This window comes from Moorena sp. SIO4A1 (assembly GCF_010672065.1).
In the GTDB taxonomy this organism is placed as follows: Bacteria; Cyanobacteriota; Cyanobacteriia; order Cyanobacteriales; family Coleofasciculaceae; genus Moorena.
Genome location: NZ_JAAHHX010000052.1, coordinates 14,984 through 29,064, shown reverse-complemented (window position 1 = coordinate 29,064; position 14,081 = coordinate 14,984). Strand labels below are relative to the sequence as shown.

At 39.9% G+C, this 14,081-nt stretch carries 15 protein-coding genes; 7 read left to right on the top strand and 8 right to left on the bottom strand.

Translation table 11 applies throughout. From position 1 onward, the window contains the following. Positions 1–35: 35 nt before the first annotated feature. Complete coding sequence (locus F6K53_RS26535) at positions 36–992, top strand: hypothetical protein (protein ID WP_293047619.1); 957 nt, start codon at positions 36–38, stop codon at positions 990–992. Between the two features lie 6 nt (positions 993–998). Here the strand turns inward: F6K53_RS26535 and F6K53_RS26530 are convergent, their stop codons facing one another. After that, positions 999–4,745, bottom strand: a complete 3,747-nt coding sequence (locus tag F6K53_RS26530; protein ID WP_293064689.1) for a hypothetical protein — start codon at positions 4,743–4,745, stop codon at positions 999–1,001. A 15-nt stretch (positions 4,746–4,760) separates the two neighbouring features. Between F6K53_RS26530 and F6K53_RS26525 the strand changes: the two genes are divergently transcribed. Further along, the gene (locus tag F6K53_RS26525; protein ID WP_293082686.1) at positions 4,761–4,886 is read left to right on the top strand and encodes a hypothetical protein; all 126 of its coding nucleotides are present in this window, start codon (positions 4,761–4,763) and stop codon (positions 4,884–4,886) included. A gap of 308 nt (positions 4,887–5,194) precedes the next feature. Further along, positions 5,195–5,389: a hypothetical protein gene (locus tag F6K53_RS26520; protein ID WP_293064686.1), complete on the top strand. Its 195-nt coding sequence runs from the start codon at positions 5,195–5,197 to the stop codon at positions 5,387–5,389. Between the two features lie 300 nt (positions 5,390–5,689). Here the strand turns inward: F6K53_RS26520 and F6K53_RS26515 are convergent, their stop codons facing one another. From F6K53_RS26515 to F6K53_RS26505, 3 genes are all read right to left on the bottom strand, one after another. Then, on the bottom strand, positions 5,690–6,667 hold the full coding sequence (locus tag F6K53_RS26515; protein ID WP_293064684.1) for an NAD(P)-dependent alcohol dehydrogenase: 978 nt from the start codon (positions 6,665–6,667) through the stop codon (positions 5,690–5,692). A 72-nt stretch (positions 6,668–6,739) separates the two neighbouring features. Next, the gene (locus tag F6K53_RS26510; protein WP_293064682.1) at positions 6,740–9,556 is read right to left on the bottom strand and encodes a HEAT repeat domain-containing protein; all 2,817 of its coding nucleotides are present in this window, start codon (positions 9,554–9,556) and stop codon (positions 6,740–6,742) included. Positions 9,557–9,579: 23 nt separating this feature from the next. After that, on the bottom strand, positions 9,580–9,705 hold the full coding sequence (locus tag F6K53_RS26505; RefSeq protein WP_293064680.1) for a hypothetical protein: 126 nt from the start codon (positions 9,703–9,705) through the stop codon (positions 9,580–9,582). Positions 9,706–9,788: 83 nt separating this feature from the next. On the opposite strand from F6K53_RS26505, the gene F6K53_RS26500 reads away from it, so the two are divergent. The 4 genes from F6K53_RS26500 to F6K53_RS26490 all read left to right on the top strand — a co-directional run bounded on the left by F6K53_RS26500 (position 9,789) and on the right by F6K53_RS26490 (position 10,778). After that, positions 9,789–10,037 carry an AbrB/MazE/SpoVT family DNA-binding domain-containing protein gene (locus F6K53_RS26500; RefSeq protein WP_293046766.1) on the top strand — a complete coding sequence of 83 codons (249 nt, stop codon included), beginning with the start codon at positions 9,789–9,791 and terminating at the stop codon, positions 10,035–10,037. Next, positions 10,034–10,324, top strand: a complete 291-nt coding sequence (locus F6K53_RS26495) for a type II toxin-antitoxin system death-on-curing family toxin (protein ID WP_293046767.1) — start codon at positions 10,034–10,036, stop codon at positions 10,322–10,324. The genes F6K53_RS26500 and F6K53_RS26495 overlap by 4 nt, the downstream gene beginning before the upstream one ends. After that, complete coding sequence (locus tag F6K53_RS46040) at positions 10,325–10,459, top strand: hypothetical protein (protein WP_364300990.1); 135 nt, start codon at positions 10,325–10,327, stop codon at positions 10,457–10,459. Between the two features lie 106 nt (positions 10,460–10,565). Further along, the gene (locus F6K53_RS26490) at positions 10,566–10,778 is read left to right on the top strand and encodes a hypothetical protein (protein WP_293064678.1); all 213 of its coding nucleotides are present in this window, start codon (positions 10,566–10,568) and stop codon (positions 10,776–10,778) included. Here F6K53_RS26490 and F6K53_RS26485 read toward each other — a convergent pair. The 4 genes from F6K53_RS26485 to F6K53_RS26470 all read right to left on the bottom strand — a co-directional run bounded on the left by F6K53_RS26485 (position 10,756) and on the right by F6K53_RS26470 (position 14,035). Next, positions 10,756–11,109 carry a hypothetical protein gene (locus F6K53_RS26485; protein ID WP_293082683.1) on the bottom strand — a complete coding sequence of 118 codons (354 nt, stop codon included), beginning with the start codon at positions 11,107–11,109 and terminating at the stop codon, positions 10,756–10,758. The genes F6K53_RS26490 and F6K53_RS26485 overlap by 23 nt on opposite strands. A 454-nt stretch (positions 11,110–11,563) precedes the next feature. Then, entirely contained in the window at positions 11,564–11,686 is a 123-nt protein-coding gene (locus tag F6K53_RS26480) for a hypothetical protein (protein ID WP_293030813.1), read from the bottom strand. Next, positions 11,686–12,213, bottom strand: coding sequence for a hypothetical protein (locus F6K53_RS26475; protein ID WP_293018859.1), 528 nt, complete (start codon positions 12,211–12,213; stop codon positions 11,686–11,688). Before F6K53_RS26475 ends, F6K53_RS26480 begins: the two co-directional genes overlap by 1 nt. Before the next feature lie 241 nt (positions 12,214–12,454). After that, positions 12,455–14,035: a cytochrome P450 gene (locus tag F6K53_RS26470; RefSeq protein ID WP_293064673.1), complete on the bottom strand. Its 1,581-nt coding sequence runs from the start codon at positions 14,033–14,035 to the stop codon at positions 12,455–12,457. Positions 14,036–14,081: the final 46 nt, after the last annotated feature.

Sequence of the window (14,081 nt, the reverse complement as noted above, 5' to 3'; positions counted from 1 at the left end):
CTAAATTTAAACTAAATTAGTGGAGGTTAAGGAAAGTGCCAAACACTAAAATATTCTCATATCTATCACAAGACTATCTTACTGTCGAACTAGAAGCATCATTACTAAATATCTTTATTAATATTGATGGCATTGCAGGAAGAAGAGGTATTCTTACCAATGCTGGAGTTGATGAATACTTTATTAATAGGCTAAATTTTAATTCCAACATTAATGAATTTATCACTAGTTTAGTCTCTCAGTTTAAAGACTATCGAGTATCCCTTCAAAACCCATATTATCATCCCCTACTCTTGTTTTCACAATATATCCTTCAACAACCTCCACAAAAATATAACTTAACTGAACAAGATCTCAAACTATTTCAAAAAATCCGTACTATTGGCGGAGAACAAATAAAAACTTTAGTCACTAAAATTAGTGATGATCCTAATTTTAGTGAAACTAACGATAAAATTGATAACTATTTGGACAAGGTTGAAGAAAAATTAAGATATCAAGGGTGTTTAGATTTTAAGTATGATGTTAAACATGAAGAACAACAATTTAAGCTTGTCAGTAAAATTCCTAATTTTGAAATTCCTTTCGGAGTCTTTAATATGAGAGGGGATGCTTTTTTCATATTCTCTTACTTACCCTCTATTAATAGTAAAATTTTACAACAATATTCTAGTCAATGCTTAGACTATGGAAAAGAAAAAACTACTATATCTAGTTTTGGACAAGTTCTTAATGCAAGAGTTCCTTCTAATGTTTGCTTTGCTATAGCTATTGTTAAGGATTTAGAACCAGAAATTAAGAAGAGTATACGAACAGAAAATCCTTTGGATTTTGAGACAGATACATTATGGTACAGAGTACCTGTTGTTTACTGCTTAAGTGACGAACAACTTTATTTTTATGACCAACCTTCATCATTCTGGGAAAAGTTCAAAGGAGAAATAGTCTGGAAAAGATTGAGACAAGTGGTTGAAACCACTTTAAACCCTTAATTAACATCACATTGAACTCAATAAAGTACGCACATAAGCAGCTGCTGTGACTGCCGCGTACTGTTGCCAAGTATCGGATTTGTGAGAATCACAATAGTCACAAATACCACGAACCACAATATAACCTATTCCATGATTCCAAGTGGCATCCGCAACACCAGAACCTTCCATTTCAATAGCCTTAACCCCAAATTGCTTCCGTAACATATCGCGTTTCTGCGGATTTTTAAGGAGTTTATTCGCAGAACCAATGGCACCTAAGAAAATTTTAGGCTGATCTTGGAGTCTTTTTGAGTCTTGTGGATGTGGAATTACCTGATCTGGTTGCTCAGAAGAATGAAGCAGATCCGTTTCTTGAGGGGGACGTTGCCAGTTTAGCTTTTGTAAGGCTTTTAGAATAACATCTTCCCAAGGTCGTTGCCCTAACATTTCATTAACACGCAAATATTTTGCAGCTTCCACTAACTCTGCACTAGCGGGAACTGGCATAGCACGAATTTCCGTAAACTGTTGGGACTCCTTATCAAAATCGTACTGCACAATCCCCTTCTTGTTAGAAACAATAATATCACCTAAACGTACATGGTCTTCAACTTTGGTAGGATGAGGAACACCTCCAGCAATCCCACACATAATAATTGATTGTACCATAGGATAATGGGACAACATAGTTGTTGCTCCCATGGCTGCTGCATTATTTCCCATATCAGCTAAAGTTACAGCTACTATTTGAGGAGTCCCATTACTATCGGCAACATCCGTTAACCAATATCGTCGCCCCGCCCCTTTTCCTGGTTTCTTTTCCTCTTGCCCTTGGTCAAATACAGCTTGAACAGCTACATATTCTTTTGGTAGTGCCGTAATTATACCAATAACGGGTTCTGAATTTCCAATTTTAGAAATAACTAAATTAGGTTTAATTTGGGTATTTTCCGTTGTAAATAATTGAAGTTTTTGTTTACCAAAAGCCAGTATTTTACATAAAATATCTATGTCTTGATCATCTAAATTATATCTTTCTCCTTGTTCAATCAGATACTCTAAAAAGCTAATGAGAGGATGATAATCTGGTTTTCGACTAGAAACTCTATATTGTTTAAATTTTGCAACTAAAATGGTAATAAATTCACTAATATTTATATTAAAATCAAGATTACCAATAAAATATTGATTAACGCCCCCGTTACTTAGAAGCCCTTTCCTTCCTTGTATAGAATCAATATTTGTAAATATTTTATATAAATATAATTCAAGTTTTACAATATCATCTTGCTCTAATTCAGAGAAGATTTTAGTTTGTGAATTGATCATTGTACTATCCTTAATTTGGTTAATATTTATATTTATATTTTGTATATGATTCAGTGCTGGAATAACATCTGCCCCAATCAAAATCATAATCTGTTCAACAGGGTGTGTTTTGTCATTAAATTTTATAAAAAGATGGTCTGTATATTTAGAAAGTACCTTAATAACTTTAGTTAAATCGTTTTCAGTTAACTTGAGTAATGGTATAACAATATTACCAGATTTTACTAAAGTACCAATATTTTCATTAAAATTTATGTTTTCAGGATTAGTAAAAGCTTTTTCAATTATGGATGGAGGAATTGTTTCTTTTAAAGCATAGGATAAAGCATCTTGTGGAGAAGCTAGTTTAGCTATTTCAGTAACCTGATTATATCGTTCTAAATTTTTTTGTTCTTTTTTTGGAATAACATCAATTTTTTGTTTTAAATTATTAATATAATTTTGATTTATATTATTATTGGATAGATCTCGATCTGTATAATTTAAACCAAAAGCTTCTACTAATTTTTTTTGGGATACGGATAAATTAATAATTTTAGGATCTGCTTTGTGAGGATAAACAATTGTCCTCACAATAGCTTGATAGTTATCTAGTTCATTTTTAAGTTTCTGGATTTCTTCAGGAGTTATTTGTTTCTGGAATAAACCGACTGAAAGGATTGATTCTTTACTTTTATTAACCTTAGCTTCTAATTGATTTCTATGTTCCCGAAGAAGATTGATAAAATTAGAACGCATTTGATTAAATTCATCATCACCTAATGTATATTTTTCAATATATTTTCTGATTGCTTGTAAACATTGACTACGACATTCATCAGCAATTAGTTTATTCTGTTGATCACGACTTTCATGATTTTCTGAAATTGCAGTGATTGTAGTGAGTAATGGATGATCTTTTGGCAAACTATCAATCTTACCATAACTCCCTGGTTCATTCCCTAAGGGAATTGCATCACGAATTGTTAGATTTGGATTATTTTCTATGAGCCATCTTGGACAAGTTTTCTGGATTATATTGATGTAGTTAATTATCCGATCACGAAACTCTTCTGTAGCAATAAGCCACTGCTGATTCTCTGGATCAACAGTATAGTATTTGGCAAGTTCAAGGATTGCTGCTTCAGCACCTTCATTAGGATTTATGGATAAAGGAAACTGGCGAATAAACTGGAAAATATACTTAAATTCATCCCGAATCCGAACATTATGGTAAGATGGATCAAGAATATGTATCCAAGCATTTCGAGTATCTTTAAACTTTTTCCAACTAAGTCCGATATTTGCAGCTTTTTTCCACCAGTCCAAATATTCGTAAACAGGCCATTTTACCTCCTTAGTGAGAATATATCTTTCGTGAATAATAGTTTGATACTTTATAAGTTCCTGACAATATTTTCTATAAAATGTTGGCTGTTCACGAATTATTTTTAATTGATTATATAGTTGTTCAAAATCTAGATTATTTACCAACTTGTTTTCTAAATCTAATAAATTATTTATAATTACTTGATTGCTACAAGGATTATAGTTATAATTATTTTGTTGAAAATTTTTAACATATTTAATAATTTTATTAGGGAGTATTCTAATGTATTCATTAATTCTAATGTATTTATTAATTATTTGGAAAAACTCAACTCTATCATTGTAATTTAGTAATGAAATTTCAGAAATGACATTAGCAATAATCCTTAACTCATTCCAAAGCTTTCGACAGTGATATTCCCATTCATTAATTTTATGCAGAGGAATTTGCGATTTTTTATGTAACCGGTTAATTTCTCTTTCAACTTCTGACCAATAATCAAAAATTACCTGATTCTTCTCATAAAAACTGTCAACCCATTCTCTAACATGGTCGTAAATCTCCCTAGGAGTCATTCCCCTGATTGGCATCACATCAACTGATAGAGAACCAATATCATTAAATGCCACAATACAGGGAACATGACGACCTATGCCTAGTTGTTGGGCAAAACGAAATGCTTCTTTAACTCCTGGCACAGTAGAAAGTTTTTGAATCCTCCAATTTAAATTTCTGAGTGTTCGCTCAGGGGAATGAACAGGATCAAATCCTCTTGGTCGCAATTCATCCCAAGGTTCCATGTCAAGATATTCATCTTGCCAATAAGGATAGCGACGTCTCACCGAAGTAAGCATTCTTCTAAGAATGATTTGAAGCCGACTTTCGCGTCTTCTCATGACCGTTCGTTCTAATTTTCGCTCATCAAGGTTAGAAAAAAAGATAAAACGAATGCGGTCTGCTGTTCGATGGCATAAGTCAACAAAATAACGTTGCAGGAATTCTATGCACACTGGCGAACCATCATTGACAAAAACGAGGCTGAAGCCAAACCTATCTGTAAGACTCCGATGTGGCTCATCTAGCCTCAAAGCATAACGATATACTTCCTGTGCACTCTTAGCCCGAAAACCCATATCTATGAATTAACTTTGCATAATTTTATAATTATAGCAGAGACTCCCCAGGCATTGGTTAGTTCAGTTGTACCGATTGGCATAAAATCCAAATACTGCGATCGCTTCTTCATCCCCCCTTCAGCCCTCTATCAAGGTTAACTCAGTAGGATTGTAATGACTATAAATAAGTAAGCTCTCAAAAAGCGATCGCATTTTTTCTATACCACCTCTAACTAGATCACGATATCACCAAAACCCCAAAAAACTCCTCAGATATCTTGACCCTATTCCCTTTTACCTCCTTCCTACAATTTGTTACAAAAATTTTCAAAATATGCTACAATCAAAGATTATTTGTGCTATTATAAAAGAGTGGTTGGTAAAACATCCGCGTCAAGAGCTAGCCCGGAACCAGTTCAAATCTACGGGCTAGCCTTGGGTCCCCTATGACAGGAGATACTTTTATTATGACGTATTCTGAACGCCTTTATCCATGGGTGATCATGCGGCTATTACCCGAAATGCAGAGAGTCGTTGTTGGTCGATTCCGCAATCGCTCTGATGCCGAGGGTCATTTGAAAGCCCTGAAACGGCTGATGCCGGATGCTAAATTTGTGATTGTTTTTGATGTCGCTAATAATCCGGTGGAGGAGGAATCCTAGGGTTTTACTTTGGTAAGGGATAGCATAGGGAATAGGGAACAGGGAATAGGGAATAGGGAATAAAATCTGTGTACCTCATAAGTAGGGAAAACACTATATTAATCAACTTAACTAGTTTAAAAATCTTGCCTTTTGCCCTTTGGTTTTTACCTATATAGCGGTTTTTAGCCTAATGAGGTACACAGGATTTTTTCCCTACTCCCTACTCCCTACTCCCTACTCCCTACTCCCTACTCCCTACTCCCTACTCCCTACTCCCTACTCCCTACTCCCTACTCCCTACTCCCTACTCCCTACTCCCTACTCTTCCAACGTTATTACAACTTTACCTCTCCCGTGTCCTTGTTCAAGATATCTGATAGCTTCAGGCACCTCACTTAAGCTGTATCTTCTATCGATAACAGCTGCTATTTTGCCGGTTTCAAGAAGCTCTTTGATAAACACCAAATCCTTCTTGTTTGGTTCCATAAACAGGGACACGATTTTATTACTTCCGGTCATGGAAATCCATGGTCCTAGGAACATAAGTTGGAAAAGTTGAGCTGTGGAACCTCCGACGAAGACATAAATTCCGTTGGGAGTTAATATATTCTTGTAATCCAAAATGGAACGATAGGCCGCAGCATCAAGAATTAGGTCATAATGCTGACCATTTTTGGTAAAATCTTCTTTAGTGTAATCAATCACATGGTCTGCACCAATGGAGCGCACCATGTCTAAATTCCTGGTGCTGCACACGCCAGTCACTTCCGCTCCGAAGGATTTGGCAATCTGGACGGCAAAGGTACCTACACCACCAGAGGCACCATTAATTAAAACCTTTTGCCCTGACTGAATCTGCCCTTGGTCCCGAAGACCTTGCAGGGCGGTGAGTGCTGCTGCCGGTACTGCTGCCACTTCCTCGAAGGTGATATTGGCGGGTTTCAACACCAATGCACTTTCCTTAGCACATACATACTCGGCAAAACCCCCGAAACCACCCTCGGATAGGTTCCCGAATACTTCATCACCTGGCTGAAACTGCTTTACGTTTTTGCCAATGGCTTCAACCCGCCCTGCTATGTCTGCTCCCAGTATCTGGTTTTTTGGTTTTAGGAGTCCAAAGCCCATGATGCGGATCAATAAGGGTTCTCCTCTGAGTAAATGCCAATCACCTGCATTGGCGGATGCGCTATGAATTTTTACTAATACTTCATCCTCCTTAGGGATGGGTTTTTCTATTTCTTTGAGCTGAAGAACATCGGGTGATCCGTATTTTGTGTATAGAATTGCTTTCATAGGTATTTTGGTTAATTGTTTTATTATGTATAGCAATTTTTATAGCTATGATAATTGCTATATACTTGATTACTATGAAAAGCTCGATAATTTGACTAATTCCTTCTGAGCAAACTTCCGCAGTTTAGGATCGGAGTCATGGTCTGCTCTATCCTGCAATAAGGATCGGGTTTGAAAATGGTTAGGATAATATTCGAGGATGGCCTTAAGGGCTGCTTGTCGAGGATTGTCATCCCAGCGTTCCTTACGCTCAAAGGGGTCATGGAGAATGCGATCGCATAAAAATTCAAATAACCAAGGCTGATTGGCCGTAGGCCACGCTACGCGATCGTGCCAACCTTGAGCTAACTGTTCAATTGCTGTAACTCGCACATCCGAATCAGTATCAAAGCGAGCCGATTGTTGAAGTAGGGCGAAGGTATCTCGGTGGTCTTGGTAACCTTGAGCTAACTGTTCAATTGCTGTAATTCGTACCCACGAATCAGTATCAGAGCGAACCGATGCTTGAAGTAGAGGTAAAGTATCTCGGTGGTCTTGGTAACCTTGAGCTAACTGTTCAATTGCTGTAATTCGCAACTCCCAATTAGTATCAGAGCGAGCCGATTGTTGAAGTAGAGGTAAAGTATCTCGGTGGTCTTGGTAACATTGAGCTAACTGTTCAATTGCTGTACGTCGCACCCGCGAATCAGGATCAGAGCGAGCCGATTGTTGAAGTAGGGCTAAGGTATCTGGGTGGTCTTGGTAACCTTGAGCTAACTGTTCAATTGCTGTAGCTCGCACCCGCGAATCAGTATTAGAGCGAGCCGATTGTTGAAGTAGGGCTAAGGTATCTGGGTGGTCTTGGTAACCTTGAGCTAACTGTTCAATTGCTGTACGTCGCACTAACACATAAATATCCGAGCAAGCCAATTGTTGAAGTGTGGCGAAGGCATCTGGGTGGTCTTTGTAACCTTGAGCTAATTGTTTAATTGCTGTAACTCGCAAATCTAGATCAGTATCAGAGCGAGCCGATTGTTGAAGTGTGGCGAAGGCATCTGGGTGGTCTTTGTAACATTGAGCTAACTGTTCAATTGCTGTACGCCGCACCCACGAATCAGTATCAGAGCGAGCCAATTCTTGAAGTGTGGCGAAGGCATCTGGGTGGTCTTTGTAACCTTGAGCTAACTGTTTAATTGCTGTAACTCGCAGATCTAGATCAGTATCAGAGCCAGCCAATTCTTGAAGTAGGGGCAAGGTATCTGGGTGGTCTTGCCAATGGGTGGCTACTGCTACTACAGCTTTAATGCGAATATCACGGACTAACTTTGCCTCATTTCCATAAGGGTCATAATCATAATCCCATTGATGGAGCAGTAATCGAGAGGATTGGTTATAGAGTTCAGAACGGTCACGAGGCAATTCTTGATTGCGATTCAGGATTGCCATCATCGTTAGTAATAGGGGATTTTGCGCCAGTTGTCGAATGGGGGAGGATGTGTCTATTGCTTTTTGTAAGCGCTCCCGTTTCCTAACTTTATCGGCTTGATCCGTAAAAGTTAAATCATGCCAGTGCTCGATAAAGGTTTGAATTTGTTCCGACTCCAAGTCTTGGAGCATAACATGACGAAATTCAGCATCCCGTAGCCGTTGGGGTTTATAACCAATTACCCGAGATGTTACAATTACTCTTACCTTGGGATACTTATTCGTAAAGCGATGAATATCCGTAATCACATCTTCTCGTTTCCCTAAATCAAACACTTCATCCAAGCCATCAAACATCACTAAGGCATTACCAGCTTTTAACTGGTCATGAATTTGATGTTGATTGAGATGACAGATAGAGCCACTGCTTTGATGACAGAATTCCAAAAAGTTATTACACTGTCCACTATCGCGATTCCGGATATAGGTGCGTAATTCAATCAGTAAGGGAATTGGTAGAGAAAAGGCAGTAGTTATATCTGTTCTTGCCCACTCCAATGCTAAATATTGTAGCAAGGTAGATTTACCAGAGCCTGGGTCTCCTAAAACTACCAAATACCGATAGCGTTGAGAGTCCTTGATCACATCCAATACGGATTTAATTGGCTGTTGATAATAAAGCTTTTTAGCTTTTTCCAGCTCCTGTTGGTCAATTTCCTGTTCTAGTTGACCAGTCTCTAGCAGTTTTTGATCATAATCCTTAGGAAGTTCATGAATCGCCTCTGGCATCAAGTCATGAACCTCTCGCACATTTTGGGGGATAAATATATTCCAGAGTTTTAGTTGATTATAGGCAGAGCCGTCGGTATCTAAACTATCTAATTTGACATTACCATAGCGTTCTAGGATTGCTTCTTGATATTCCCTTAAGTCAAAGTCTGGGATAATGCCTGCTGTAGCTTCAGTGTTTTTGGCGATCGCTTCAATATTTTCGAAATTGCGGATAGGCCGTAACTTATCCGATTGCTTAATGATAGTTTGTACTTGCTTGAGATATTGTCTACCAATATACTTCCAACGAAATTCTTCCGGTAATGGTAATAACTTCAGCTCAACCCAAGTCTTGGCTAATGTTTCGGTATCTATTTCTTTACAGCCATAGTTAAAGGCACTTCCCAGGATAGCTTTAATGGATTGGTTATTAATATACTGCTTGAGGGGTTTAGTATATTGTTTTACCTCTTGCTTAGATAGGTCAGCAACTTTTAATTCCTTTTCCATTAAAGCCACAAAAGCTTTTAAGGCTTTAAGCAAGAGTTTTTTCTGGGTATCTTGATCCGATAGTCCGGTATAATCTTTGATAGATTCTTTGAAAAAATCCTTAGTGTAGTCTTCTAGAGCGTCTTTGGCCAAGGGACCGATCACTTCTTTGGCAAGATAGCCACCGGCACTAGAAAGTCCCCAAAGTGCTAACCAATCCAGCATGTTATTGGTAGTTGTTGTTTGGTTTATGTATTATTATAGATCCGTAGGGAGTAGGGAGTCGGGAGTCGGGAATCGGGAGTCGGGAATGGGGAATGGGGAATCGGGAGTGACCGATAGCTGTAGAACGGGTATCTTGGTGGAATGGGCATCTTGCCCGTTACAATTTTCCGGCAGGTAGGATGCCCACCCGACTCCTATTAATTCCTTAATTCAGCAACGCCCCCTTTACACTATGTACAAGCTCAAAATTAATAAGATTGGTAATTCCTTAGGGATAACCCTACCTGACGAGATCCTACAACAGCTTAATGTTGGTGTTCGCGTAGCGTGGCCGAAAGGCCAAGGAGATACTGTATTTATCACAGAAACCGCTGATGGTGTTGAAATCACCACAAAAGACCCTGAGTTTGAAACGGTAATGGCAGCTTATCAGAAAGTCAGCAAGAGGTATGAAAATGCGTTGAGGGAGCTGGCTAAGTGAGGGAACCGCTGTGGAGATCGGAAGCTATAGCCAGAGCTATTCATAGTGATCAAATTGCACAACATGGGGGAAGTCCAGGAATTCGGGACGAAAATCTGCTATCGGCTAGTTTAGCCAGACCTAGACATCTATTTGCATATGGTCAACCAACCTTATTTGATTTAGCAGCAGCCTATGGATATGGTTTGGCAAAAAACCATCCGTTTATAGATGGCAATAAAAGGGTCGCTTTCCCAGTGATGGCAACTTTCCTTGAAGTAAATGGATATTCTCTAGATGTCCCATAAATGGATGTTGTGGTAATGATGGAAAGGTTAGCAACAGACCAAGAAAGCCAAAATGCGATTGACGGAACGTCACGCTACGCGATCGCTAAGTGGCTAGAAGCAAATGTCGGTACTTCATTTGATGATCCATACTAACTATGGATCATGTTATGGATCATGCCTAGCACAGGATCGAGCAACATAATCAGGACTAATCTGCCAAGCGGGTTATTGACCGTAATGATACCGATGTCAGCTTTTGATGGATCAGGATAAACGGGTTCAAGGGTCTTGGTCTGTAAGTCCTGATTATGGATTTAGGGGATATAAACGAAGCTCAGAGGCTCGTCCAGGAAGCTCAGAGGCTCGTCCAGGAAGCTCAGAGGCTCGTCCAGGAAGCTCAGAGGCTCGTCCACGAAGCTCAGAACTTCGACCGAAAGCCTTGTTGGAACCTAAGCCTGAGAATTGGCTTTAGCAGACTTATTACGATTAACTTTTTTAAAGCGTTTCCCTAAACTCTCGGCAATGGTTTTTAGACCGGGAGTCCTTTTCGCAGCCGTCTTGATGTAATCATAGACTTGTAGACTGCTGTTCATCGCTTCAGAGCTGACTGCCATTAAGGTATCATCCACCTTTTCAGTTAACTGTCGCAGTTGGAATAAGACATCGGTCAGAGTCACAGCGAGCTGATAGTCCCGTACAAACTCGTCTAGGTCAAAGCTAGCAGGTAGAATTTTGGGGTTAGATTGGGCAGCAGTGAGGCTATTATTCACAAAGGATAGACTTTTTGAACCCATTTTAAACATGTTGCGTCGTTCCTCAGCCGTTAGATTAACTAAGAAAGGCAGCTTTTATTCAATCGTTTGTAGGGCAGTTTTGATTTCTTGGATATCTCTTTCGGAGAGAGTACCGGTAATATTTTGATAAGGCATTGTACAATTCCTGTAATTCTCTGAATGAATAATGACAATGAAGCGTCATGCCAGACCTATGCTTTTGCCATCTATTCTTAGAATTACCACTCAACTATGGAATCGATATACTACTATTAAAACTTAAAAATTAACCTATTTTTTTACGGTAACTTAAATAATTAAATATTATCCAAGGGGTAATAGAATTAATTATTATCGCTTTTTAATAACAGCAATAATCAGTTGCTTTTATTCTTTAACTAAATATTTGCTCTTCTGACAGGTTTTGTCATAACTATCAGGTGCCCTTGACCCATTAAGAATTAAATTCCCCACGGGTCGCACCTCAGGTACACAGGATTTTTCCCGATTCCCGATTCCCGATTCCCGATTCCCGATTCCCTATTCCCGACTCCCGACTCCCGACTCCCGACTCCCGACTCCCTAAACTAAATACTTTAGCGTCCACTAACGCTGATTCTGCAATTTTCTCATTTCCTCTTGCACCCCCACTGCCACCTGCAAGGCTTGGTCTAGCACTCGTCCATACTCACTGGCCTGATCACTCAAGTGCAGGGCGGTCAAGGTGGTTAAATTAGTAGTAAATAGCTGAGGATTCTTAGTAATAAACTGCTTATTCTCCCTGAGAATTCGTTCTGTCTTCAAGGCACGCACTAAATCCGTTTTCATCACCCTAAGGGCTTCGAGCACTCGCTCCCGATTACTGAGACCAACACCTGGATTCCCAGCTTCTTCCAATTGATCATTAATGTGTACAGCTCTAATCACCGTATTGTATCGATCCACCTCTTTCACCAGCCGTCTAACTGCCTTATATTTCAGCCATAGAAAGGACCCTCTACCCAATTTGATCAGGAAATCTCCTGGTTCTTTTGGTTTCTCTAGGAAAAAACCTCTGACTCGCTCTGGCTTCTCCCCAATCAAATTGGTTAGATAATCCTCTGAAATCACCAAGTCCTGCAAATCAGGTCGCATAGTTGTCCGTGCCTATGATAAGATAGTGGTCGGGAGCCTTTTAATCTATAAGCTTAACATGCTCTTAACACCTTACCGTTAAGAGGAGCACACCTGTTAACGGTCAGGGGCACGACTGGGTATATCATGAAGGTCTCTTATTAAGAGATAGGTTACCCAAAAACCATTATCAGCCCCGTGGAAACCCCCATGACTGCCCTTAATCCCTACTCCCTACTCCCTACTCCCTACTCCCTAAAACCTAGTAAGTTTCCTCAATACACTGCAAGTCTCTAGGCTTAAAACGCACTGGCATCCCATCGGACGGATAAATCAAAAGGTTCTGTTCTAACTGTTCAACAGATGAACGACCATTGACCAACTCCCAGTCGAAATAACGGAGCAGCATGGCTAGCATTACCGTTGCTTCCACCATGGCCAGATGCTCTCCCAAGCAACGATGAGAACCTGAGCCAAAGGTGATCATTGGAAGTGGGCTGCTGCCCTTGCCCTGGTCTAACCAACGCTCTGGCCAAAATTCCTCGGGGTTGCCATAGACCTCTGGGTCTCGCCCAGCACCAAGTATTGACCAGGAGATAATCGTGCCACGAGGAATCAAGTTGCCCTCAATCACGGTTTCACCTTCAGCCTCCAAGGAAGTGGAACCTTCGGCGACTGAATAAAGGCGCAAAGTTTCTTTGATAATGGCACTGATGTAAGTCAGTTTTTTCAGACTTTCTGTATTAATACCACCATTACTTTGCCAACTCTGGTCAACCACAGCTTGTGCTTTCTGAAAAACCCTGGCATTTAATGCTAACTCTGCTACCGCAAAGGATAAAGTATGAGCTGTGGTATCAGTACCAGCAATCAAGATTTCAATCGCTTCTGCTATCAGTGTTTTCCGAGTGTATTTTGGTTCCTTAGCCGCTATTTTCACTAACATCGATTCCTGGAAGTTTGGACTTACCTGCCCCCAATTAGTCGGGTTTTGTGCTCTCATCTTCAAGGCTAATTCCACTCTCGGACCAATCAAACCCTCTAAATATGCCATTGCTCTCCAGTAATCTCGTGAAGCCTTAGTGGGCAAATATTTCATCCATATCTTCTCCCCAGCGAATAACCGTAAGACCCGATATCCTATAATAGACATCGCCTCGTGAGCCTTAAGAATATCGAGGGGTGGACCTTCAGAACTAGAGGATTTTCCATCTACAGGAATTCCCACCACTAAACAGAAAATCACCCTCATAGTTAGTTCCACAAACAGGAAATCGACCTTTACCTCTGTTTGCGGTGCATCTTGCAGAAGTCTGGCAATTACTTGTTCGCAGGCAAGGTTAATAATCTCAAAGTATTTGGACAGACCACTAGAATTGAATTGAGGATTCCAAGCCTTCCGTCGCCACTGCCACTCACTCCCGTTTTCTCCGATAAGAACGGGAGCACCAGCAAGGTCGTTGAAAACTTGGCGCAATTGCTTACACCTACCTAAGCTGCCATCTTTGATGCCATTCACAATGGTGTTTTCTATCACCTTTGGTTGACTCAAAACCAGAACTGGAGGGTTAATCCATAAAACATAAATCGGGCCTAGCTGCTTGCTCCAATCAAACAATAATTGGAAGAATTTTTTCTGTTTAACTGCTGCTAATACCTGAGGAAGATTTCCCAATAGCCAGTGTTTGGGAGGACACGGCAGTAACTCTAGAGATTTGTAAGTATTTTTTCGTTGCCACCAGCCCCAGCCCAGTAGTCCCCCGATGCTAGTAATCCCTAGAGCTGTGGCTAAATAGGGAAAGGAGGGGGAAAAAGCAATCTGAGCAGCAATCTCTTGGAACATGAATCTGCCTTAATTTAACAACTATTAACGTTTAGTCTTGGCTCCG